The organism is Endozoicomonas sp. SCSIO W0465 (genome assembly GCF_023716865.1).
Classification (GTDB): domain Bacteria; phylum Pseudomonadota; class Gammaproteobacteria; order Pseudomonadales; family Endozoicomonadaceae; genus Endozoicomonas.
Genome location: NZ_CP092417.1, coordinates 2,009,594 through 2,032,197, shown reverse-complemented (window position 1 = coordinate 2,032,197; position 22,604 = coordinate 2,009,594). Strand labels below are relative to the sequence as shown.

Below are 22,604 nucleotides of genomic sequence, written 5' to 3'. Positions count from 1 at the left end.
GAATCAGTCATAGAATCAGCCATAGAAAATAGTTGCCAGACCAAGGAATGATAAGAATCCCACCACATCGGAAATGGTGGTCAGAATAATACTGCCGGCCAGAGCCGGATCAATATGCAATGATTTCAGCAATACCGGCAACATTGCGCCGGTGATAACAGCGACGCTTAAATTGATCACCATGGCACAGGCAATCACCAGCGAGATAATCGGGTCATCAAACCAGAGCCAGGCAATAATGGCCACCAGGGTTGCCCATAACAGCCCGTTCAGAAAACCGGCGACCAGCTCACGGCTTAATAGCCACTTGAGATTGGTCTTGCTTATTTGTCCCAGGGCCATCCCCCGAATCACCAGGGTCAGGGCCTGACTGCCAGCATTGCCTCCCATCCCCGCGACAATTGGCATCAATACTGCCAGAGCCACCACTTTATCGATAGTGTGCTGGAAAAGACCAATCACCGATGCGGCAATAAATGCCGTAATCAGGTTAAAACCCAGCCAGACAGCCCGGCGCCGGGCTGTTCGCAATGCCGGGGCAAACGTATCTTCGTCATCATCCAGGCCGGCCATGCTCATCATCGAGTGCTCGGCCTCTTCGCGGATAACGTCAACCACATCATCAATGGTGATCCGTCCGAGCAGTTTGCCATTTTCATTGACCACGGGAGCAGAAATAAGGTCCTGTCGCTCAAATAGCTGGGCAACCTGTGTGTCTTCCATATTGGCAGGAATGGGGGACAGGTCCGTTAGCATAACCTCTCTGACGGTGGCACCCGGCTCGGTTGTCAGCAGTAAGGTCAGGGGCAGGCGACCAATGTATTCATCGCGGCGGTTAACGACCAACAGACTATCAGTGGTATCCGGAATACCTTCGTGGCGGCGAAGGTAGCGAAGCACAACATCCACGGTGTTGTTGGGGCGCACGGTAATCGTGTCGGTGTTCATCAAGCCACCGGCGGAGTCTTCCGGGTAAGCCAGAACCGCTTCCACCCGTTGCCGGTCCTGACTGTTCATGGAGTCCAGAACCTGTCGGGTGATGGTATCCGGCAGTTGCTGCAGAAGGTCTGCGATATCATCCACATCCTGACCTTCAGTAATCGCTTTCAGTTCGGCAATGTTCATTCGGTCAAGAAAGAACTGGCGGACGTCTTCGCTCAGCTCCTGAAGAACATCACCCTCCTGTTCACGGTCAATCAAGCGCCACAAAAGGCTGCGTAATTTCGGTGGGGAGGACTCCAGTAAGTGTGCTGTGTCAGCAGGTGGCAAGGTGTTCAACATGGTGCGCAATTCTGCAGAAACACCGTGTTCAAGCGCATCATTAAGTTTTTTCAGCTCGGCTTCACCGATGCTCAATTGCAGCTGCTGCGCCATGATGATCTGCCTGGATAGATTTCAGGTATCCGGCATAATGCCAGATGACCAGAGAAAATGGAGAATAGTCTCTTATTGTAAATGCAGTGGCTACTCCCCGGTAAGGGGGAGCCAGTTACTCTTCTTCGCCAAAGCGGTCATCAATCAATTCGCACAGGGCAAGACAAGCGGCCTCTTCATCGTGACCATCACAATGAAGCTCAAGCTCCGAGCCCTGTCCTGCAGCGAGCATCATGACCGCCATGATACTCTTGCCATCGACCTTGCGCCCATTGAACCCGATTTCAATCTCACTGGCAAAAGCCGATGATGTGGAAACAAACCTGGATGCCGCCCGGGCGTGCAAGCCCAGCTTGTTAATAATTTTTTTCCGATAGGTAATCATTATTCGTGAAGCTCTCTGTGTCTGACCTGAACCCGTTCCAGTTTACTGGTAAACAGTGTGCCCAGTGTCTTACCAATATAGACTGAGCGGTGCTGCCCTCCAGTACAACCAATGGCAATCGTCATATAACTGCGTTGGGCTGACTCAAAGCGTGGGAGCCATTTTTCGATAAAGACACGGATATCCTCAATCATTTCGATAACCTGAGGCTCATCTTTCAGAAAATCGATAACCGGCTGCTCCAGGCCTGTGTATCCTCTCAGGGATTCATCCCAGAAAGGGTTGGGCAGGCAGCGAACATCAAAGATAAAGTCGGCGTCTGAAGGGATGCCGTTCTTAAAGCCGAAGGATTGAAAAAGAACGGTCATCTCACGTTTTTGATCATCGCAGAACGCCTGCCTGATCATGTCCCTCATCTGATGGACGGAGAGCGAGGTGGTATCGATTTTCAGGTCTGCCTCGATCACCACAGGTATGAGCAGATTTTTTTCCAGCGCTATGGCTTCCCTGAGCGATGTCTGCTCATTACTGAGCGGATGCTTTCTGCGGGTAGCACTGTATCGGCTGACCAGTTTTTCACTGTCGGTGTCCAGGTACAGAACCTGACAATCGATACCTTTTTGCCTGAGGGATGCCAACAGGTCAGGAAAGTTATTCAGGGCTCCGGGCAGGTTTCGGACATCAATACTGACGGCCATCCTCGGAGGCTTTGAATGATGGCCTTTTAACGTATCGGGTAATTGGCTCAGCATGCTGGCCGGAAGGTTGTCGACGCAATAAAAACCCTCATCTTCAAGGGTGTGCAGGGCTGAACTTTTTCCAGAACCGGATCGCCCGCTAATGATGATAAGTTTCATAACTGTTCCTTTGTGCTTCCCGGGCTTCGCCTTAGTTAGGTGCTATTGGGTGGTCTACTGGTGCTCTGCAAGCCTTCTAAGTTGACCCTCATCCTATTAAAGCAACTTTTTATCAGGAAGCCTACCAGGTAATGTTGACATCCGATTTAAACAGCAAACTGATGCTAAAGGAATCTGGAAAATCTGGCATGGATAGAAAATGAGCCAGAAATCTTGTGATTCAAAGCGTGTTTAAGGACTGGAAGTATTCGATTGTGGAGTCCTGCCACATTATGAAAAGCTTAGTGAGGTGTTGTTTCTGGCTATTTATTTTTATTTGATATTAATGAACGTTTTTGGCTGAGCAAATCAGTGTAGGCTGTTTTGTCAGCTTTACTGACAACGATGTCATACATTAAATGGGAATGTAATCCTACTATTGGTGTCGGATAGTAAGGAAAGAGCTTGATTGGAAAGACTAATCAGACGCCTCACTTACATGAAATGACTTCGACCAGTTAAAGGAGTAACTCCATGCAACCACTACCACAAACAATAGACTCTATGCTTTACGGCCATTACTTTGATCAAAGACTTAGTTATTATCGCCATGTAGCAGAGTCTGATGCGCGAGCCCATGCTGCTAAAGTGTCGCCCATAGGTGGCCCTACAGAAATTGGAGATGATCACGGCCTGGTATTTGGACGTATGACCAGAGCTGCTGCGATTCATCCTGATGTAAATGTTTCAGAAGAAGCAATTGCCCAAGGAGAAGAAAACCCAGAGTACAAATTAGCACTCAGTCAGACCGGTTATTTGAATCGCAAGAAGTTTAATACAGAAACAGTATCCCATTGGGATCAGTTTAAAGCCGGTTGTAAGAGCCTGACGGCGCGCGCAGTGTCAACATTTAAGAGGGTATTTGTTAAAGTTACACCTCTCAGAACCGGCATAGCATTCAGAAAATTCGCTGATAAAATTACCGCATCGGATCACAACCTGATTAAAAACAGAGCCGCTGCAAATGATTTGAAAGCTGCAAAGAAAGCTCTGGAAGATCGAACCCCTTTTATGGAGGAGCTTTACAGCAAGATTTGTGAGCGGGCAGCAAAGCTTCATGCTTCAGAAGGCGTGGAAGGCAGAACTCCCTACGAGCGAGCTGAAAACAGACCTTTAACTGGAGCAGCCTTTAGTTTTGGTGATGACGCTGCTCTTGATGCGGCTATTGCCGCTCAAGCTACGCCACCGAAAATGACGGCTATTGAAGAGCTGGAGGCTAAGCTGGCACTGAAGAATAATCAACAGCTTAAAGCTTTGGTAGAAGAAGGAACCGGGGAAGATAAAGAACGTTACAAAGCGAATCAAGAGAATAACCAGAGGGTTGTCGTTAAGCTGCAGGGTAAGACTAAATACCTCCTTGGTGCAGATCCTGTAAAAAATCGTAAGGATATTGCTGCTAATAAAGCTGCTATGGACGCCAGAATGGCAGCCAGAATGGCAGCCAGAATGGCAGCCAGAATGGCAGCCAGAATGGCAGCCAGAGCATAACGTCGTAAACCTTGGATTCTCAAAGCCTTGAATTCAAAACTCAGAGTTTTACATCACATGTTACATAAGCAGCTTCGTACGAAATTTCGGATGTAACTGATCAAGGCCTTGAGACTGAGAGCTATAAGTTGAAAATTTTTTGGCCATCGTTGTATATGATGGCCTTTTTTTATTGTGACCTTATTCTCTATTCGCTCATAGTACGATAGAGCATTGTCGTATTAGTAGCCGAACGTATTTTCTGAAGAGTCAAGGCTGAATGAAACCTTTCCGCCAGTGCTCTTAAAATTTCCAGATGCTCCTGGTTTTCACCTTCAGGCACGATCAACGCAAATATCAGATCAACGGGCTTTCGGTCTACAGAATCAAAATCAACAGGCTCCGCCAGTCGTATAAAGAGACCGATGGGGGCTGGGCAGGCTTTACAGCGACAGTGAGGAATAGCCACGCCTTCACCCAGTCCGGTTGTGCCGAGACGCTCCCGGGCAACCAGGGCTTCAAAGAGTTCATTGGTATTGATTTCGGGAACGTCGCTACTGATACGTTCAGCGATAAATTCCAGAATTTTCTTTTTGCTGACCCCGTGCACACCGTCCAGGGTGCGCTCGGGGGTTAGGATGCGATGAATTATCATGCTAAACAAGAATGGCCGCCGGAAAAATCAAAGGGCATGGCCACTGGCGCCCTGTTGCCTGTTTAAGGCTTTCTCTTTTTGTTTAACCAGCTGCCGATCCAACTTGTCCGAGAGCAGGTCAATGGCTGCGTACATGTCTTCGTGCTCGGCGGTCGCATTAATCTCGGCTCCGCGGGTATGCAGAATAGCTTCTACTTTCTGCACCAGCTTTTCTACACTCAGGGTCACCTGTACATTGGTGATATGATCAAAATGTGAAGCAAGACGTTCCAGTTTCTTGATCACATAGTCGTGCAGAGCTTCTGTTACCTCGACATGATGTCCACTGATGTTGACTTGCATGTAACGCTCTCCTGATCCCATTATCCAGATAATTACCAGTACGCGGGATTTTTCGTACCGGCTGACTTCGATTCTAACACTGTCGATGCAGCTTGGAATGCCCTGAAGCAAAAAAAACTGTTTTTTGCCCGGCTCATAACTCGGCTTTTTATATCAACTTATATCAGCTTACATCAGCTTGATATTCATCAGGGTACTAACTGCTTCCGCTCATTGGACGGGGGAATATTCATGGACTCCCGGTATTTGGCAATGGTTCGCCGGGCAACCTTGATGCCCTGTTCTGCCAATATGGCCGCAATTTTATTATCACTGAGCGGTTTGCGTGGTGTCTCTTGTGCAATGAGCTTGCGAATATGGGCTCTAATCGCCGTGGATGAACATTCGCCACCTTCTGCTGTGCTGACATGGCTGGAGAAAAAGTACTTGAGTTCATAGACGCCACGAGGGGTATGCATATACTTCTGGGTGGTTACCCGGGAAATAGTCGATTCATGCATACCAACAGCCTCGGCAATATCCGCCAGCACCAGGGGCTTCATGGCTTCATCGCCTTTTTCAAAAAAATCCTGCTGATAAGCAATAATCTGACTCGCGACTTTCATCAGTGTTTCATTTCGACTTTGCAGGTTTTTCAAAAACCAGCGGGCTTCCTGCAGATGATTTTTCATGAACACATTGTCGCGGCTGTTGTTGGCCCTCTGGACCATCGACGCATAATTATTGTTGATGCGCAGTTTGGGCAGCGCATCGGAATTCAGTTCGACAGACCATCGCTCCTTGATTTTTCGGACCGATATATCTGGAACCACGTATTCAGCTTCTGTCTGGTCAATGGTGCTGCCGGGTTTTGGATGGAAACTTTGAATGAGGCTGAGGGCTTTTCGCAACTGATCTTCCTTCAGTTTGGCCCTGCGCATGATGCGTGCGTAATCACGGGTGCCAAGTAAATCCAGGTAAAGGGTGATCAGTTTTTCCGCATTGTTGAAATGAGGTGTTGATGGGGGAAGCTGACGCAGCTGGACCAGCAGGCACTCTTTCAGGTCTATACTGCCACAACCGACAGGGTCGAATTGTTGAACCCGGTGCTGCAGCACTTTTATCTCGTCGATCTCCAGCTCTTCCAGCTGGGATTGCAGTGAAACATAAAGATCATCCAGTGAGCAGGTCAAATAACCATTCGGATTAACCGCTTCAATAATTGCAAGGCCAATCAGCCGGTCCCGATCGCTCATGGGCACCATATCCAGTTGCCACTCCAGATGATCCTGAAGCGACTCTACTGAAGATGACTTCGCCAGGGGGTCGTAATCCTCATCACTACCGTTGGCGGGCAGGCTGGAATACACATCGTCCCATGCTGAGTCGACGGGCAGTTCATTCGGGATACTGTCTGCCCATTCCGCCATCTCCTGTGGCTCAGGTTCCGGTATCGCCTCACTCAGATCAACGAGTTCTTCCTTGCCTTCACTGCTGGTGGCTGTGTCCTCTGTCTCGCTATCTTCGGACTCAAGCATGGGGTTGGATTCGAGAGCCTCCTGAATCTCTTGCTGAAGATCCAGTGTCGATAACTGTAGCAGCCGGATGGCTTGCTGCAGCTGAGGCGTCATGGTCAACTGCTGGCCCATCTTGAGCTGTAAGGAAGGCTTCATAGGCGACCGTATACCTTTACTTCGTTGTCCGTTGAGACTGCAGGTGAAACTCATGAGTGTCTACAGAGGGATCAACCGCAGGCGGTTCAGTGTTGGCACGGATGTTGTTACGACTTCTCTCCATGTGCGGCTGATTATAAACCCATAGTCATTTATGAAACCATAGCTTCAGTAAAAAATGTGCAGAGATTACTCAGAATGAGTTTAGTTGTGTTTTTTTGTTGGCTGTCTTGCTGCAGAGCAGGTCAGTGATGAAACCGACGTTCTGACGAAAATAAGAAAGAGCCTGCCCCTGCGTTTTTGTGCGCTGCTGCCTGTGATTGGGGTATCTATTTATTGCTGGTATGGCTCGGCACTGGATTCTGTTTGTCTGATTGTTTTCTCCTCTGCAAGCCGGAGACGTTTGCTCAATAGAACAATGCTTGCGCCTCCGGACCAGAAATCAGGTTCACGACATCTAATTAATAAACTTGTGTTGCAGCTCCTTTCCCCTTTTAGCAGTAATCTCCAGTTGTCGACCAGTAGGCAGTTTCAAAGTGACTGTTTGGTCATAGGTTAACGGGCGAACACTCTCAGTAGTAACCAGAAAAGGACTCTTCTGCTTTGAAACAACATAATTAAAGCCTTTGGCATCTTTTTTATATTCTACAGCCTGGTCTTCCCCGCCTAGTTTAAAGAGCCTGGCATCTTTACTGGAAGCGGTTGTCAACTCACATGCCCTGGAAATATAGAAGGCAGGCTTGATTCCCTGAGCCGGATAAAGCGAACCCGGCTTTAAAGGCGTCGCGCCTGAAGAAGTGACACAGTATGGACGCCCACTCTGTGAAATCTTAACATTAAAGTTTGATAAGTTTGGTTCATATTCCACGGCCTCATCTTCATCACATAATTTAACTAGTTCCCATCCAAAAACTATAGCCCTTGGGCCACGTAGCCTACAGAGATTTGACGTGCTCTGAATTTACAGGAAAATCACATCAACTCCGCTGTAGCCCCCGAAAACTGGTTGAAAAAGGCGTCAAAACAAAACTTGATTTTTTCCCTCTAAGCCTTGGCACGCATAGGCTGCAGAGTTTTTGGACGAGAACTAACTAATCGGGATGTAGTGTCTGAAGCTCTTGTCAGTACGCAATCTGCAGAAATATACATATCAGGCCTGCCATCCTGAGCCCTGTAAAATGATTCTGGCTTTAAGGTACAGACGCCTTTAGACGTAATAAGAAAAGGAGTCTGTCGCTTTGATACTACATATTTAAAGGCCGCTTCACTTGAATTGAACTCTACCGCCTCATCTTCAGCGCCCAACTTGAACAGTCGGGAACGGATGTCAGAAGCAACCGTCAGCTCTCCGTTTTCTGATAGGTACACGGCAGGGCTGTTCACTGCACCCGGCTGAACAGTACCTGGTTTCAGAGGGAACGCACCTTTTGGAGTCACAATAAAATGTTCTTTCTTTTTTGAAATAATATGCTGATAGCCTTTTGAGTCGGGCTTATACTCTATAAGCTCCTTTTCTGCCCCTATTTGAAATAACCTGGCACCAGTGCCTGCTTTAATTAATTTACCTTGTGGAGAAACATAACAGTCCGGAATACTACCTGCAGCCCCATAAACCTTGCCTCTCTGCAACAGCTTGCTTTGTCCCTTACTGAGGTAATAAAACTCTTTATCAACTTCACTCCTCTCGATTCTATCCTCCCCGGGCTTGAGCTCTTTGATTTCATCGCCGGTTCCATAATGCACCAATCTGTTTCCGGGTGATGAGTGATGCACCTTGCCACTTTGCGTAACATAGATATCAATACTTCTATCGCCGAGTTTAGATAAACCGGCAACTGTATATACCTTTCCTCCATCAATCTGCCTCTCTGTAACCTTTTCCGGCCGGGACAGTGACTCCTTTCCATTATCACCACCCCACACAGAAAATGAGCCAAATGACGATTTTGGTCTTGGAGCACACCTTGCAGCTGCAGGTTTACTACTGGAACGGGGCTGAACAGTGATTTTGGTTGATTCAGTATATCGGTACGACGAAGAAAATCTTCCAGGTTCCATGATAGTGACCCTATTATTGTGAGCGCGTTATAAGACAGGCAGGGAAACCTCATTTCACTCCATCAATCATTTGAATATTTTGAAGAGAACTGAGGACTAATAAGATCTAACTGGTTCCGTGCCCATTAAAAGTGTACTTTGTGATCGGGCTGTTGACTGTATAACCCTTGCATCAAAATGGCATAGTCAGCCCACCTGTAATGCCATAGACCTCAATTAAAAAATAAACAGTCACGATTGCGAGCGTATTAGATTAGCCTGCACTTATATCTGCTTACCGATTTGAAATCGGTCAACAGCTGTTGATATCGATTATTTTTATTCATCAAATCTACCTGGCCGAAAACATAGGCCATACTGACATGCCAGTACCTGCACCAATAGCAAAACGATTGAGGGCATAGATAATGGATCCGGTGGCCAGACAACCTGCGGTAAAAGTGCCTCAAACCTACAGCAAGAAGAAGCAGAAAGTCAGGGCTGCCGGTTTGTCGGCAGTCAGCCATGAGCTTTCAGATCGTTCAGGAAAATCCATTAGTACCAGAACAGTGGCATCATCGGCTAAACGACTCGGTATGAGTCCGGGGCAGGCAAAGTTCAGAGCCATCGCACTGGACACTGTGGAGATTCTGAACAACAAAGCATTCAGCTTCAATGGCACAACAATAGACCTGAAAGCAACGATTGAACGGTGTATTGCCAATACCCTGTTTTATGCTGCAAACGACACCATTTCTCTTCAGCCCCCTTCAGATTACTTCTACCCACTTACTGATATTCAGATTATGCAGGAGACCTCTCTGGAAGCCTGTCACCGGATTGCCAGAGTGAATGGCAAGGAACACGTGGCCTGCCTGAATTTTGCCTCTGCAGTTGATCCCGGCGGGATGTTCCGGGATGGCACCAACACCCAGGAAGACAGCCTGGCAAGGGCCTCTGCACTTTTTGCTTCGCTGAACAGTGATACCGGAAAGCAGATGTACGTTTATAACCGGCAACATCACGCAACCCATCGGGGGCTTTACTCGGACACGATCCTGTATTCGCCTGACGTGCCTGTTTTTAAAGACGATAACGGCAATCCGGAAACACCTTACCTGGTCTCTTTCATCACTGCTGCGGCAGTGGACAGACCGTTCTGCAATGGCATACCCCAAGAGACCATCCAGCAGACAATGTATGTTCGTGCCAGAAAGATCCTGTCTGTCGCTGCCAACAATGGCGTGAAACATTTGATCCTGGGGGCCTGGGGCTGTGGTATTTTCGCCCATGACGCAGCTGATATTGCCAGGCTGTTTGCTGATCTTTTGGCTGAGGATGACTTTAAAGAGAGGTTTGTGTCCGTCACATTTCCTGTTACTGATCCGGCAATGTTGCGGGTGTTTAAAGACCATTTTCCCGGAGCATAGTGTTGATGGTCTCATAGGTCACAGGCTGAACTGATGCCCAAGATAAACGTCACGGACCTTCTGATTTGACAGTACCGTATGGCTGTCGCCTTCAGCAATGATATGCCCTTCACTGACAATGTAAGCCTTCTCACAGATATCCAGCGTTTCACGGACATTATGGTCGGTGATCAACACACCGATGCCGCGATTCTGCAGATGCCGGATAATGGACTTGATATCACCAACGGATATCGGGTCAACGCCGGCAAAGGGTTCGTCCAGAAGGATAAAGGTCGGATCGGTGGCCAGTGCCCTGGCAATTTCTGCCCGCCGTCTTTCCCCGCCGGACAGAGCCATGCCGGCACTGTCCCGAATATGGCCTATATTGAATTCATTGAGCAGCGACTCCATTTTCTCAATTCGCTGCTTTTTATTAAGGTCTTTCCTGGTTTCCAGAATGGCCAGAATATTGTCTCGCACGGTGAGGCGGCGGAATATAGAGGCTTCCTGGGGGAGGTAACCGATACCGGCACGGGCCCGGTGGTGCATTGCCCGAAAAGTCAGGTCCTGCTGGTCAATGCTGACTTGACCGCCATCCGCTTTAACCAGCCCGACAATCATGTAAAAACAGGTGGTCTTTCCTGCGCCATTGGGACCGAGAAGACCAACGATCTGGCCACTGTTAACCTGCAGAGAGACATCTTTAACCACCTCTCTGCCTTTGTAGCTTTTGCTAAGATGTTCTGCCTTGAGGATTGCCATCCGGTTGTCTGTTAACCTGAATAAAAAACAAAGGGACTGTCAGGGTTTGTTGCTGGCCGCTTTTTCCTGACGGGGCTGAATAACCATCTGTACCCGGCCACTTTCTCCCTGGCTGGGCGTGCCCTTGGCATTGACGGTCTGCAATGTAACGTTGTAGTGAATCTTTTCACCCTTAAAGGTGTCCCCCTTTTGGGAGAGCTGAGCATTGTTGATCAGTTCAATCTGGTCACTGTTGACATCATAACGAATTGTGTTGCCCCAGGCCTGAACGGTTCCCTGCCCAGCAGGTTGCAGCTCTTCATAATAAGCTCTGGTCTTGTCGCCCCGGGCAATGACTTTGGTCACCTCACGATCGCTGGTGTAGATGGTGATAGTGTCACCGGTGATGCGGGTAGTCCCCTGGGTCATCACGACATCCCCACGATAAACAGAGACCCCTTTGCGGTTATCTATGTCAGCAGAGTCGGAATTGATGTTGATCGGCTGTTGCCGATCGTCAGGCAACGCCATGGCCACCATGGGAACCAACAGCAGTCCAGTGAGCCACTTTCTGGTCAGGAGAGCGGTTAACCGGGCCAACTGACGCTTCATAGACTGTCGCTTCCCTGACAGGTATCTATCGTTGATTCTGACAACAAGTGGCTTACTCAGGTTCATAGACTCCCCGTACTCTGGACTTCAATTGAATCTTTCCCTGCTGGTACCAAGCGGTCATCCCAAGGGCTCGTGTTTCACCGGTATCACTGGTAATAAGAACCGGCCGGTTGGTATCGGCAATTTCCTCATCCGGTGATATGGTGAGGAAGTCCGTTTCCATTGTGAGCTTTTGCTCATAGGCCTGTTGCTGAACTGACGGGCTGCTTTGGACGACCACGACATTATCCCACAGTTCAATATCTTTGCCACCGGACAGCAACTTTCCGTTCTCTGACCTGGAGACCGTGAGTTGCCCATTATCACTGAAGTTAGTCAATATGGGGTACTGGAGGAGAGTGTTGTCATTATGGGGGTAATGGGAAATGCTCTCAGACTCTAGCTGATATTGCAGCTTTCCGTAAACGTCATATTCCTTAATCCGGGCATCGACCAGAAAGTAGTCAGCATCCTGGCGGATGATTTCCGATCGGCTGGCACTGACCGTCACTATTGAGCCATCATAGGCCCAATAGCCGACAACCAGCATTAGCGTAAGGATTGCAGAGATAATCAGATGGTTGCGGTAGGTCATCCGGGTTCCGTAACTATCAGCCTTGAGCGGGTAAACAGCCTTGAGCGGGTAAACAGCCTTGAGCCAGTGAACAGCCTTGAGCCAGTAAACAGCCTTGGGCTAATACAAAGTGTTTAAACCACACCCGCTTTCAGCAAGTCATGCATATTGATGGCACCGACAGCACGCCGGTCATGGTCAACACAGATGAGTGCATTGATTTTGCGGTCATCCATGATTCTCAGCGCTTCAGCAGCAAGAATGTCCGGTGTAATGGTGGTGCACTTGATGGTCATGACATCGTCAATGGTAGTGTTGTGCGGGTCAACCCCGTGATCCAGGGCGCGACGAAGATCGCCGTCGGTAAAGATACCCACAACGACATTGTTCTCATCAATAATGGATGTCATGCCGAGACCTTTCCGGGTCATTTCCAGCAGCGCTTCGCCCAGGCGTGTGCCTTTTTTTACAGCAGGGATTCGATTGCCGTCATGCATGATGTCCTGTACTTTCAACAGCAGTCTGCGACCCAACGCACCGCCAGGGTGTGAAAACGCAAAGTCTTCCGCAGTGAAGCCCCGAGCTTCCAATAGCGCAATAGCCAGAGCGTCACCCATAACCAGCTGAGTGGTGGTACTGGAGGTTGGTGCCAGATCAAGCGGGCAGGCTTCTTTATCAACCCCGGTGTTCAGGTTAACTTCAGCGGCCTGGGCCAGCGTGGAAGCAGGTTTGCCGGTCATACTGATCACAGCCGCTCCCATACGCTTAAACAGGGGGAGCAGGGTAATCACTTCGGCCGTTTCACCCGAGTTGGATATAGCCAGCACCACATCGTCTGCGGTGATCATGCCCATGTCACCATGGCTGGCTTCACCGGGATGTACATAAAATGCCGGTGTACCGGTACTGGCCAGAGTTGCACTGATTTTACGGGCAATATGTCCTGACTTCCCCATACCCACCACGACAACCCGGCCACGGCACTCCAACATTAACCGGCAGGCATTGCTGAAGTCTTCACCAACACGTGGCAGCAACGCGTCAATGGCATCCTTTTCGATCTGGATGGTACGACGACCAATTTCAATAAAATTCTGGTCAAGGGTCATTTCAGTCAAGCCTGTTTGTGAGGTAACGCCTTTCATGGAGCTGACAGGGATTTTATGGCCAAGCATAGCCTTTAAGACTCCGGTATAAAATAGTTCAGTGCAGTGGAAGGGGGGAGTATTCAGCCCCGCTGCCAGTTTTGATCAATGCCTAAACCGTTTGCACGTATAACCATGTTCCATAACAGGCATACCCTGCCAAAAGGATAATACCTGCAAAACGTCCAAGCGTTTTGGGTTTTTTACCGAGCATGGCCATGGCCGCCAGAAGCACAGTAAATGCCAGCATGACGGTGTAATCTCTGGAGAAAACCGATTCCTTCAGCGGGCCGGGGGCAACCAGGCCGGGCATGGACAGTACCGCCAGCAAATTGAAGATGTTTGAGCCGACAACGTTGCCAAGGGCAATATCATGGTGACCCCGTATGGCGCTGGCAACCGATGCAGCAAGCTCAGGCAGGCTGGTACCAATGGCGACAACGGTCAAACCAACGATCAGCTCACTGACCCCCAGCAGCGTGGCAATTTTAGTGGCACCCCACACCAGGATCTGGGCACTGATCAGCAGCAGTATCAACCCGCCAAACAATTCAAGGTAAGCTTTGCCGGAAGGCAGCGCTTCAATTTCTTCAACCTCTGCCAGCGGTTCTTCAGGGTGCGCTTTTTGCCAGGTCACCATCAGATAGAGCGTAATGAAAAGTCCACTGAGCAGCACCAGGCTTTCTATCAGCCCGAGGTAGTTATTGGCAAGGCAGGCACCGGCAATCACGGTGACGAATAACAGCCAGGGTATTTCCCGTTTGGCTAGTGCCGTTTTTACCGGTAGTGGCGCAATCAGCGCAGTTATACCCAGAACCAGTCCAATATTGGCAATATTGGAACCAATGGCATTGCCAACAGCGATATCTGTGTGCCCCTGGATAGCCGACATCAGTGACACCAGAATTTCTGGTGCAGACGTACCTATGGATACCACCGTCAAGCCGATAAGCATGGGGGATATCCCCCAGTTTCTTGCGGTAGCGGCAGCTCCGCCGACAAAACGGTCTGCACTCCAGGTAAGGAGGATGAAGCCAACAATAATGGCGGCTATGGCATAAATCATTCCGGGAGGGTTCTCAAGGTTTCGTATATAAAGATAGGGAGTTTATGGAAAAGCAGGCGGGCAATGCAACTGCATTACAGCCTGAATTGGCTACATGCAGGTAAGCACTATCCGAAAGAATTTAAGCGTTGCTATCGATCAAGTTGTTATCGATAGGGTGCAATAACCGCATGAAACAGGTCATAATGTCTTATCTGGGAGACTGCTAAATTCTGTCTATTGCAGGGATCTGCGAGCTTAATGATGAATTCCGTATCTGCTGTTGAAAAAAACAGCGAAGAACACAGCAACGAAAGCCGCACCAATAATTTTGTTGAAATTCGTGGTTTGACCTTTTATCGAGGTGCCCGGGCTATCTTCAAGAATATCGATATGGATATACCCCGTGGAAAAGTGGTGGGTATCATGGGGCCTTCAGGAACCGGAAAGACCACACTGCTTCGGCTGATTGGCCGTCAGCTTCGCCCCGATCAGGGTTCTATCCTGGTTGATGGGCAGGATCTGGCTGATCTGTCAAGGGACCAGTTATTTGTTCAGCGTCGTAAAATGGGCATGCTTTTCCAGAGCGGGGCACTGTTTACTGATTTGACCGTATTTGAGAACGTCGCCTTTCCCCTGCGCATTCATAGTCAGCTCTGTGACAGAATGATACGTGATATCGTGCTGATGAAGCTGCACGCTGTCGGGCTTCGCGGCGCCTGGTCACTGATGCCCGGTGAACTGTCCGGAGGGATGAGCCGACGCGTCGCCCTGGCAAGAGCGATTGCACTTGACCCTGAAATGGTAATGTATGATGAACCCTTTGTCGGGCAGGATCCGATTGCCATGGGGGTGCTGGTGGAGCTGATTCGAAAGCTGAATCAAGCGCTGGGCATCACCAGTATCATTGTGTCCCACGATCTTCATGAGACGGCCAGTATTGCTGATTTGCTGTATCTGATGGCTGATGGAGAAGTGATTGGCTCAGGAACACCGGATGAAATGTTGAACTCAAGTGATGCCAGGGTACGCCAGTTTATGCAGGGATTGCCAGATGGTCCGGTTCCCTTTCACTATCCGGCAGATGATTATCAAAACGACTTACTGGCTCCGGGAGAGGCAACATGAAGCTTGACGTTCTGGGTCGTTTGTCCCGACTCGGCCAGTTTGGACTTGGTCATATCCAGTCCCTGGGACGGTCAGGGATTTTTCTGTTTCAATCAATTTTTTCCAAAACTGGCTTTAGTGGGGGCGGCGCTCTGCTGATTCAGCAACTCTATAATGTAGGTGTTCTGTCGTTAATAATTGTCACGGTTTCCGGCCTTTTTATTGGTATGGTCCTGGGGTTGCAGGGCTACAGTATTCTGGTGCGCTACGGCTCAGAAGGTTCTGTTGGACAGCTGGTAGCGCTAAGTCTGGTTCGTGAACTGGGGCCGGTGGTGACAGCTCTGTTATTTGCCGGGCGTGCAGGCTCTGCCCTGACCGCCGAGATTGGGCTGATGAAAGCCACCGAACAGCTATCCAGTATGGAAATGATTGGTGTCGACCCTTTGAAACGGGTGATTGCGCCTCGTTTCTGGGCGGGTGTCATCTCCATGCCCCTGCTGACCGCCATCTTCAACCTGGTGGGGATTCTTGGTGGTGTCATGGTGGGTGTTGACTGGCTGGGCATTTATGAAGGTTCGTTCTGGAGTGGCATGCAGCAGTCGGTTGATTTTGTGCAAGATGTTGGCAATGGCATGGTGAAAAGCCTGGTGTTTGGTGTCGTGGTGACCTGGATCGCCGTCTTTCAGGGGTATGACGCAGTCCCGACATCAGAAGGCATTAGTCGTGCAACAACAAGGACAGTCGTTTATTCTTCCCTTGCTGTCCTTGGATTGGATTTCATTCTGACCGCAGTAATGTTTGGTGAACTGTAGGTTCCGGTTTGACCCGGGCCAGTAAACTTGTGTCAACAGAACCTATGGCTATGGAGAGAGGGAGAGCGCATAGAATGCGGATGCGAACGGTAGAAATCAGTGTTGGCGCCTTTATGCTGATGGGAATGCTGGCCCTGGTCGCTATGGCGGTTAAGGTCAGTGGGCTTTCCCTCCAGAGCAGCGGTGAAACTTATGAACTCCATGCTTATTTTGATAACGCAGGCGCACTGAAGCCTCGATCAAAAATATCGATGGCAGGCGTGACGGTTGGCAAGGTCAAAAAAATCGAGCTGGATAAAACGATTTACATGGCCAAAGTAGTGATGGATATTGATCAGCGGATCGATAATATACCCATCGACAGTACAGCATCGATTGTGACGGCAGGATTACTGGGAGAACAATATATCAGCATCAGCATTGGTGGTGATGAGTCATTTTTGCGCCATGGCGAGCGCTTTGAAGACACCCAGTCAGCGCTTATTCTCGAGGAGTTGATCGGGAAATTTCTTCTGGGTACGGTAAATAAAAGCGAGTAATTCCTAGCTCTGGCTAATGGATGGAATGGATGATGAAAGGCAATAACAATGTGGCGGCTTTCCTGGTGTTTTTCCTGATGGCACTGTTTTTCCGATGGCCCTCAGCCGTCATAGCCGCAGAGCAGGCCATTGAATCACCTCAGGGAGAAGTCGAGAAGATTACCCGGGAGCTTCTCACCACCTTTGAAAAAAACATTAACCACTATAAAAACAATAATGCAGCCTTTATTGCCGAGGTTGATCGCCAGTTGTCCCCTGCCGTTGCCTTTGACTCCATTGCCCGGGGAGTGATGGGTAAATACTCCCGCCGTGCTAAAGCCGGACAAATTGAACAGTTTTCGAAGACATTTAAAGACAGTTTGCTCAGCTTCTACGGCAAGGCCTTGCTGAAACTCGATGACACCCGATTGATTATCGAAAAAGTCGATGCGGTGCCTGATACCGTATTAAATGACTACCGGTCAGGCAAAGCACGGCTGGTTCCGGTGAATATGACGGTCAAAACGTCTTCAGGCACAGTGGCTATCTCTTATTCCATGGTTCACCAGGATGGGCACTGGAAGCTCAGAAATATCATTGTTGATGGCATCAACATTGGCATTCAGTTCCGTAACCAGTTTGCAGAAGCCATGAGTAAGTATAACGACATCCAGTATGTTGTGGATCACTGGCCGGAAATCATGAAGGGTGTGGCGGCAGAGAAAAATGCTGTGAGCAACAAGTCATGACATTGCAAGCTGTGGCAGCTGGCCGGTTTAAACTCGATGGCCTGGTTAATTTCGCAACCTCAGCAGCGATTGAAGAGCAGGGTGCCAGTTTGCTACTGAATGCCGGGGATAACTGTTGGGAAATTGACCTGAGCGGTATTTCCCATGCCGACAGTTCTGCCTTATCCGTCTTCCTCTCCTGGATCCGGTTGGCGGAAAAAAATCAAAAATCCATAGGTTTTACCGGTATGCCTGATGAGCTGGAAGCACTGGCTCAGGTTTGTGGCATTCAGCCATTGCTGGAGAGTGTCAGCTGCCGGCAGAGCTGATTTTGCTTAAGCTGCCCTTTTTTGAAACATATTTTTCAATGTGCTTCTTAAAACTTCTTCTTCAGCAAGTAACTTTTTTGTCAACTCAGTTAAATTATCTTTATTCATATTATTAACAAAATCTCTCAACTCGCAATCACTTGAATGATCAAATAAATTTCCCCAGTTCGGAGCGACCATCATCATACCTCCTCCTTCATATTCAAAGCCTGTATAGCTGCAACCTCCTGAAAAGCTGAATACACTACCATCATTTAATTCTCCAAACATAATCCAGTCCTTCACTTGATTCTTACCCTCCTGGTATGAGAAAACCTTAACAATGTCTCGACAATCAGTTGAGTATTCTTTCATTCCGGGCTGTGGAGTACCTCTTGTCTCCCAATCACCGAAATTTTGAAGATATGAAGTATAGGCGGCATCATACTCCCATTGTTCACTATCAATTTCTTCTGGTGTTATATTTTGAAAGTATCTCGTTTTTGCTTTATCGATTATGTAGTCGTTAATAGAATTATCTGTATGCTTACAAACTTGCTTTAAGCGAATAACATCTGGCAGAGTAAGTCTCTTTGTAATTTCTCAAAAACTGCTGGCAGCACCACACGGAAGATGACGTGAAGCCTCCTCAATCAGGTTACTCAATCTCGGAAATAACCCATCGCCCATTAGTCGGCTTTTCAGATAATCCCAAAAAGAGAGACCATACAGGCGACACGTTTTTTTCAGGCTGGCAAAGGTGTCGCGACATTGCCGCCCCAAATCGCTTCGCGTCCCACTACTGATCTTTCGTCGTTTAACATATTCTCGTATCTGACTCTCGCTCAGGTTGTTGTGCAGCGGTAAGCTCGGGTCATCCAGAACCAGTAATAGCTCTTCCTTGATTACAGCCAACCCTGACAGAGCATCCTGAAGAAGCCCACTGCACGTTTGGGTTTGGATCAGCGCCTGGAACCCCTGTCGTACTTTTATTGCCTTTTTTTCAGTTGGCTCTGTCTTGAAGTCTTTAAGGTCATCGTAAATGGCCCAGAACCATGTCCGAAGCCATTTCTGAGCCATGGCCTGCTGATCATTGACCGGATGAACTTTTGCCAGCCCTCGCTCTGCATGTATCCAGCACTGGCTGTGTTTGAAAACGTCGAACTGCCTTGCCCCATCACTGAAGGTGGTAAGATGTCCTGCTCCATGCTGTATCAGGCTGCCATAAATCATGGCTTCACTGGCCTGCTGGCGCCGTCTACCAGTTAGTCTCAGGTCTTTCATACATTCTTCCCAGGCTTCATGGCTCAGGAAGGTGACGCCTCTGTATGGATTAAGAACGCGTAGCCACTTTTTGGGGTAATCCAGTTTTTCCAGATAGATCAAGGCATCGTCGGTGAACGTGTAAGTTGACCATGGGCGGTGCAGTAGGCTTACGAAATTTTCCCGGCTTTTGCTGTCTGTGCTCTCGAACCAGGCAAAGGACTCGTTATTGATGATGGTGCAGTAACCGTTCTTCCCCTTATGCCTTGTTCCCGTGTCGTCTGTCTGGATATAACTTGAACAGCGAATACCTGTAGTCAACAGCTCATCTTTCTCAGCATGGAACTGCTCGTGTCCTTTCGTCAGAAGCTGGCTGAGTTCCCCGCTGGAAATAGAGATTCCAATGTCCCATAGCCAGTCCAGCAGTTCTGGCTGGGTAACGGAGCAACCATGATACTGGTGCAGAACGTAGGCCTGCAGCATTGGCCCGTAATGATGTCCATGAAGGCTGGCTGGCGGTTTGGCCGTAATGGTTTGTCCATCGGGTGTCACCCATTGCTCTAAAAGATATTCAATACTGGATGTTTGTATTGTCAGTTCCTGAACATGAAAAGGGGTGGTTCCATTCCTGATTGATCCCTCCGGAACATCAGTGGCAGCAATGGGTATGGATTTTTCCGCCGATGGCTTTCGGGGCTGTTTACGCTGCTTTCTGGTTTTCTCGTTGGGCTTCTTAACCTTCTGCTTTGACGAGGTGTCTGGGCTGGCTCCATCGTTACCCTCAGGAGCGGATGGATCTCCATCAGGGCTGCCGGTGTCATCATCGGGAGGTTTGGTGTTTGGTTTGATGTCAGGCTTTGCGGGCAGTTTTTTTAGACGACGAATCTCTGCTTCAAGCAATTCTATCTGCTCTTTGAGCTGAATGATCTGCTCTTGCTGCTGAGTGATGAATCTCAGTAGATCTTCAGGTTGTAACTGCTGGTGTTCTAGAAAAGCCATGGTGAGAGGATAGACGACTGACCGAAATTATCCTGCTTCCAGCACTTTTTGAGAAATTACGTCTCTTTGCGATTTCTTCAATCACTACAACCGGTAAATAGTTGAAATAGCCAGGTTCTAGCTGTTGGCTTGGTAGTGATTCTACAGATTGCGGTTGAACTCTGGGCAATATTGATGTTTGATTAATTGCAGTATTGGGCAGCATAAATTAGTCCTTTTATTTTCTTTAATTTGTCCTTTCTCTTTTCTTTTGAACCATAGCTTGGGAAAAAGTTCCCTCTTCGGAATTTTCCTGCCTGCTTCAAATCAAAAAAAATCATCATGCTGACCGGGTGCCCATAAAGGAACCCACACCATGACCAGCAATAACAGTGTACCCAATATCGTTATCCGGGCTCGGATTTAGCCAAAGGCGCCCTGACCAAAGTCACTGCCCGGTTACGCTCCATGGGCAGAGCCAGCCAGCAGACCGAACACCGCTTTGCCAATCACTCGGAGATTGAGAAGTGACGGCAATTCGATCATTAATGAACTAAAAGGCTATTTCCTGTGTCTGAGCTGGCACGACTTAATGAATAAAAGTAACTGTTCAGCACCCCCACATAAATCTGGAATTTTCTGATTTTTATACCATCCTCTTAAGCACCATTTTTCCACAATATTCGCCAGCATGATTCCAGAACTACCCGCAACTATGTCGGCTGAGATTCTCTTGAAAGAGAATGCAGAGCTGCGGATGAGAGTTGCCTGTCTGGAAGAGCGATGTCGAGAATTGGAAGAAAAGGTTGGCAAGAACAGTCAAAACAGCAGCAAGCCGCCATCGTCTGATGGTTATCAAAAACCTTGTAAAAACAGTAATTCTCCAGATCATTCTGACGACCTTTCCGCAGATAAAGGTACCGATCCATCGGATGAAAAACCCAATCCTAAAAGTCTGAGACAGTCTTCTGGTAATAAAGCCGGTGGAAAGAAAGGGCATCAGGGCACTTGTCTTAAACAGGTCGATATCCCTGACTATATTGAGTACCTTCCGGTTAAAGAATGCAATAAATGTCAGGCGTCTCTTCTTGATAGTGAGCCGGTCAAATATATTGAACGACAGGTGTTTGAACCAGGGAGACCGGGTGAATTTGAAGTAACGGCCCATAGAGCTGAAGTAAAAATCTGCACTTGTGGTTGTCGGAATCAGGCTGAATTCCCGGAAGGTGTTACCGCTGCCGCACAATATGGCTCAGCCACACAGGCTATGGCCGTCTATCTTAACCAATACCATTTCCTGCCTTTTAAGCGCGTGTCAGAGTATTTTAATACTCTCTATAAAATGAGTGTAAGTGCAGGCACTGTCGCCAATTTTGTGGCCAGAACCTATGAAAATCTGGCTTCTACTGAAGAGGTTATTCGTGACGCCTTGCGGGAATCGTCTGTTGCCGGAGCCGATGAAACGGGTATGCGGGCCGAGGGCTCTTTGCACTGGCTACACGTTATGCGGGATGAACAATGGACGCTCTACTACTTGTCTGAAAAGCGAGGTCGTGAGGCCATGGACACGATGGGCATACTGCTAACATTTGCAGGCGTTCTGGTTCATGATCATTGGAAATCCTATTTTGCATATGCGGCAACTCACGTACTTTGCAATGCCCATCACCTGAGGGAGCTTTTGGGTGTTGTTGATAGGGACAGCAATCAACTGGCGTTGCGATTGATGAAGCTACTGAGGCTTTCCTGGCATTACTGCAAGGGCTTTAAGACCATAGGTATGCTACAGATGCCAAGTGTTGTCTGTGAACGAATCGAGAAGATTTATGACCGGTTGCTTCAGCGGGCTCTAATGAAAGAAGTCGTCTATATGGAGAAGCAACGAGAGGAGCTTAAGCGCAAGAAAGTCAAGAATACTAAAGCTTACAATCTCTTCAAACGACTCACTGAGTTCAAGGCTGAGACACTGCGCTTCATGTCAGATTTTACCATTCCCTTCGATAACAATGGCAGTGAGCGGGATGTTCGAATGGCCAAGTTAAAGCAGAAAATCTCAGGCTGCTTCAGGAGTGCAGACGGTGGTTCTATGTTTGCACGGATTCGCAGCTATTTGTCGTCTGCCAGAAAACAGGGAATGGACATATATCAATCACTTCATAGAGCTGTTCGGAATTACTGTAATATGCCTTTGCTCAGTGCTGAATAGTTACGAATAAAATTCATAAATTATGATCCCACTCTATAATGAATCAAATCTGGCGATGGGGAGTGAAAATTCCACAGTGTTACCTTCTGGTAGTGATCACACAACACCATCAAGACCCTCAAGCTCTTTCTATTCAGGTCGGCACGTTTCAAGACAAGAACCCATTGGAAACAGCCTCCCAACCATCGATAATGGTGAGCCCCCTAAGAAAAAAGTTTCTTTAAAGAGAAATGTTTCTCACATTGAAGATGCAGTACAGGATGAAAAATTAAAAAGAAAACGACCGGCTCACGAAAATGAGTATC

Annotated in this window: 25 protein-coding genes; 8 read left to right on the top strand and 17 right to left on the bottom strand. The window is 48.3% G+C overall.

Annotated features, from left to right (window positions below):
* Positions 1-15: 15 nt before the first annotated feature.
* The 3 genes from mgtE to rapZ form a co-directional block, all read right to left on the bottom strand.
* Positions 16-1,374, bottom strand: coding sequence for a magnesium transporter (gene mgtE / locus MJO57_RS08815; RefSeq protein WP_252024612.1), 1,359 nt, complete (start codon positions 1,372-1,374; stop codon positions 16-18).
* Between the two features lie 115 nt (positions 1,375-1,489).
* Complete coding sequence (locus MJO57_RS08810) at positions 1,490-1,759, bottom strand: HPr family phosphocarrier protein (RefSeq protein ID WP_252024610.1); 270 nt, start codon at positions 1,757-1,759, stop codon at positions 1,490-1,492.
* Positions 1,759-2,616, bottom strand: a complete 858-nt coding sequence (gene rapZ / locus MJO57_RS08805; protein ID WP_252024608.1) for an RNase adapter RapZ — start codon at positions 2,614-2,616, stop codon at positions 1,759-1,761. Before rapZ ends, MJO57_RS08810 begins: the two co-directional genes overlap by 1 nt.
* 513 nt (positions 2,617-3,129) lie before the next feature.
* On the opposite strand from rapZ, the gene MJO57_RS08800 reads away from it, so the two are divergent.
* Positions 3,130-4,143: a hypothetical protein gene (locus MJO57_RS08800; RefSeq protein WP_252024606.1), complete on the top strand. Its 1,014-nt coding sequence runs from the start codon at positions 3,130-3,132 to the stop codon at positions 4,141-4,143.
* A 187-nt stretch (positions 4,144-4,330) separates the two neighbouring features.
* Here the strand turns inward: MJO57_RS08800 and MJO57_RS08795 are convergent, their stop codons facing one another.
* The 5 genes from MJO57_RS08795 to MJO57_RS08775 form a co-directional block, all read right to left on the bottom strand.
* Positions 4,331-4,777 (bottom strand): PTS sugar transporter subunit IIA, encoded by a 447-nt coding sequence (locus tag MJO57_RS08795; RefSeq protein WP_252024604.1) that lies wholly within the window; start codon positions 4,775-4,777, stop codon positions 4,331-4,333.
* A 27-nt stretch (positions 4,778-4,804) separates the two neighbouring features.
* Complete coding sequence (gene hpf, locus MJO57_RS08790) at positions 4,805-5,119, bottom strand: ribosome hibernation-promoting factor, HPF/YfiA family (RefSeq protein WP_252026991.1); 315 nt, start codon at positions 5,117-5,119, stop codon at positions 4,805-4,807.
* Positions 5,120-5,307: 188 nt separating this feature from the next.
* Entirely contained in the window at positions 5,308-6,771 is a 1,464-nt protein-coding gene (locus MJO57_RS08785; protein ID WP_252024602.1) for an RNA polymerase factor sigma-54, read from the bottom strand.
* A gap of 457 nt (positions 6,772-7,228) precedes the next feature.
* The gene (locus MJO57_RS08780; protein ID WP_252024600.1) at positions 7,229-7,639 is read right to left on the bottom strand and encodes a hypothetical protein; all 411 of its coding nucleotides are present in this window, start codon (positions 7,637-7,639) and stop codon (positions 7,229-7,231) included.
* 176 nt (positions 7,640-7,815) lie between these two features.
* Positions 7,816-8,829: a hypothetical protein gene (locus MJO57_RS08775; protein WP_252024598.1), complete on the bottom strand. Its 1,014-nt coding sequence runs from the start codon at positions 8,827-8,829 to the stop codon at positions 7,816-7,818.
* A 407-nt stretch (positions 8,830-9,236) separates the two neighbouring features.
* Here MJO57_RS08775 and MJO57_RS08770 point away from each other — a divergent pair, with 407 nt between their 5' ends.
* Complete coding sequence (locus MJO57_RS08770) at positions 9,237-10,238, top strand: TIGR02452 family protein (protein WP_252024595.1); 1,002 nt, start codon at positions 9,237-9,239, stop codon at positions 10,236-10,238.
* A gap of 18 nt (positions 10,239-10,256) precedes the next feature.
* Here MJO57_RS08770 and lptB read toward each other — a convergent pair whose 3' ends face one another.
* The 5 genes from lptB to MJO57_RS08745 form a co-directional block, all read right to left on the bottom strand.
* The gene (lptB, locus tag MJO57_RS08765) at positions 10,257-10,982 is read right to left on the bottom strand and encodes an LPS export ABC transporter ATP-binding protein (protein ID WP_252024593.1); all 726 of its coding nucleotides are present in this window, start codon (positions 10,980-10,982) and stop codon (positions 10,257-10,259) included.
* 39 nt (positions 10,983-11,021) lie between these two features.
* Positions 11,022-11,573 carry a lipopolysaccharide transport periplasmic protein LptA gene (gene lptA, locus MJO57_RS08760; RefSeq protein WP_252024591.1) on the bottom strand — a complete coding sequence of 184 codons (552 nt, stop codon included), beginning with the start codon at positions 11,571-11,573 and terminating at the stop codon, positions 11,022-11,024.
* A 52-nt stretch (positions 11,574-11,625) separates the two neighbouring features.
* On the bottom strand, positions 11,626-12,210 hold the full coding sequence (gene lptC / locus MJO57_RS08755; protein WP_252024589.1) for an LPS export ABC transporter periplasmic protein LptC: 585 nt from the start codon (positions 12,208-12,210) through the stop codon (positions 11,626-11,628).
* Positions 12,211-12,323: 113 nt separating this feature from the next.
* Positions 12,324-13,298 (bottom strand): KpsF/GutQ family sugar-phosphate isomerase, encoded by a 975-nt coding sequence (locus tag MJO57_RS08750; RefSeq protein WP_252026990.1) that lies wholly within the window; start codon positions 13,296-13,298, stop codon positions 12,324-12,326.
* Positions 13,299-13,446: 148 nt separating this feature from the next.
* Positions 13,447-14,400: a calcium/sodium antiporter gene (locus tag MJO57_RS08745; protein WP_252024587.1), complete on the bottom strand. Its 954-nt coding sequence runs from the start codon at positions 14,398-14,400 to the stop codon at positions 13,447-13,449.
* A gap of 240 nt (positions 14,401-14,640) precedes the next feature.
* Between MJO57_RS08745 and MJO57_RS08740 the strand changes: the two genes are divergently transcribed.
* The 5 genes from MJO57_RS08740 (at position 14,641) to MJO57_RS08720 (ending at position 17,873) form a co-directional block, all read left to right on the top strand.
* Entirely contained in the window at positions 14,641-15,507 is an 867-nt protein-coding gene (locus MJO57_RS08740) for an ATP-binding cassette domain-containing protein (RefSeq protein WP_252024585.1), read from the top strand.
* Positions 15,504-16,298: a lipid asymmetry maintenance ABC transporter permease subunit MlaE gene (gene mlaE, locus MJO57_RS08735; RefSeq protein WP_252024583.1), complete on the top strand. Its 795-nt coding sequence runs from the start codon at positions 15,504-15,506 to the stop codon at positions 16,296-16,298. The genes MJO57_RS08740 and mlaE overlap by 4 nt, the downstream gene beginning before the upstream one ends.
* Before the next feature lie 74 nt (positions 16,299-16,372).
* Complete coding sequence (gene mlaD / locus MJO57_RS08730) at positions 16,373-16,837, top strand: outer membrane lipid asymmetry maintenance protein MlaD (protein WP_252026989.1); 465 nt, start codon at positions 16,373-16,375, stop codon at positions 16,835-16,837.
* 29 nt (positions 16,838-16,866) lie between these two features.
* Positions 16,867-17,565, top strand: a complete 699-nt coding sequence (locus MJO57_RS08725; RefSeq protein WP_252024581.1) for a phospholipid-binding protein MlaC — start codon at positions 16,867-16,869, stop codon at positions 17,563-17,565.
* A complete protein-coding gene (locus MJO57_RS08720; protein WP_252024579.1) occupies positions 17,562-17,873 on the top strand; it encodes a lipid asymmetry maintenance protein MlaB in 312 nt (103 codons plus the stop codon). Before MJO57_RS08725 ends, MJO57_RS08720 begins: the two co-directional genes overlap by 4 nt.
* 6 nt (positions 17,874-17,879) lie before the next feature.
* Here the strand turns inward: MJO57_RS08720 and MJO57_RS08715 are convergent, their stop codons facing one another.
* The 4 genes from MJO57_RS08715 to MJO57_RS32690 form a co-directional block, all read right to left on the bottom strand.
* A complete protein-coding gene (locus MJO57_RS08715) occupies positions 17,880-18,158 on the bottom strand; it encodes a hypothetical protein (RefSeq protein WP_252024577.1) in 279 nt (92 codons plus the stop codon).
* Positions 18,159-18,455: 297 nt separating this feature from the next.
* Positions 18,456-20,114, bottom strand: coding sequence for a transposase (locus MJO57_RS08710; protein ID WP_252017470.1), 1,659 nt, complete (start codon positions 20,112-20,114; stop codon positions 18,456-18,458).
* Positions 20,080-20,319, bottom strand: coding sequence for a hypothetical protein (locus tag MJO57_RS08705; protein WP_252024575.1), 240 nt, complete (start codon positions 20,317-20,319; stop codon positions 20,080-20,082). The genes MJO57_RS08710 and MJO57_RS08705 overlap by 35 nt, the downstream gene beginning before the upstream one ends.
* Positions 20,320-20,654: 335 nt before the next feature.
* Complete coding sequence (locus MJO57_RS32690) at positions 20,655-20,786, bottom strand: hypothetical protein (RefSeq protein WP_256493257.1); 132 nt, start codon at positions 20,784-20,786, stop codon at positions 20,655-20,657.
* Between MJO57_RS32690 and MJO57_RS08700 the strand changes: the two genes are divergently transcribed.
* Complete coding sequence (locus tag MJO57_RS08700) at positions 20,785-22,299, top strand: IS66 family transposase (RefSeq protein ID WP_252017330.1); 1,515 nt, start codon at positions 20,785-20,787, stop codon at positions 22,297-22,299. The genes MJO57_RS32690 and MJO57_RS08700 overlap by 2 nt on opposite strands.
* Positions 22,300-22,604: the final 305 nt, after the last annotated feature.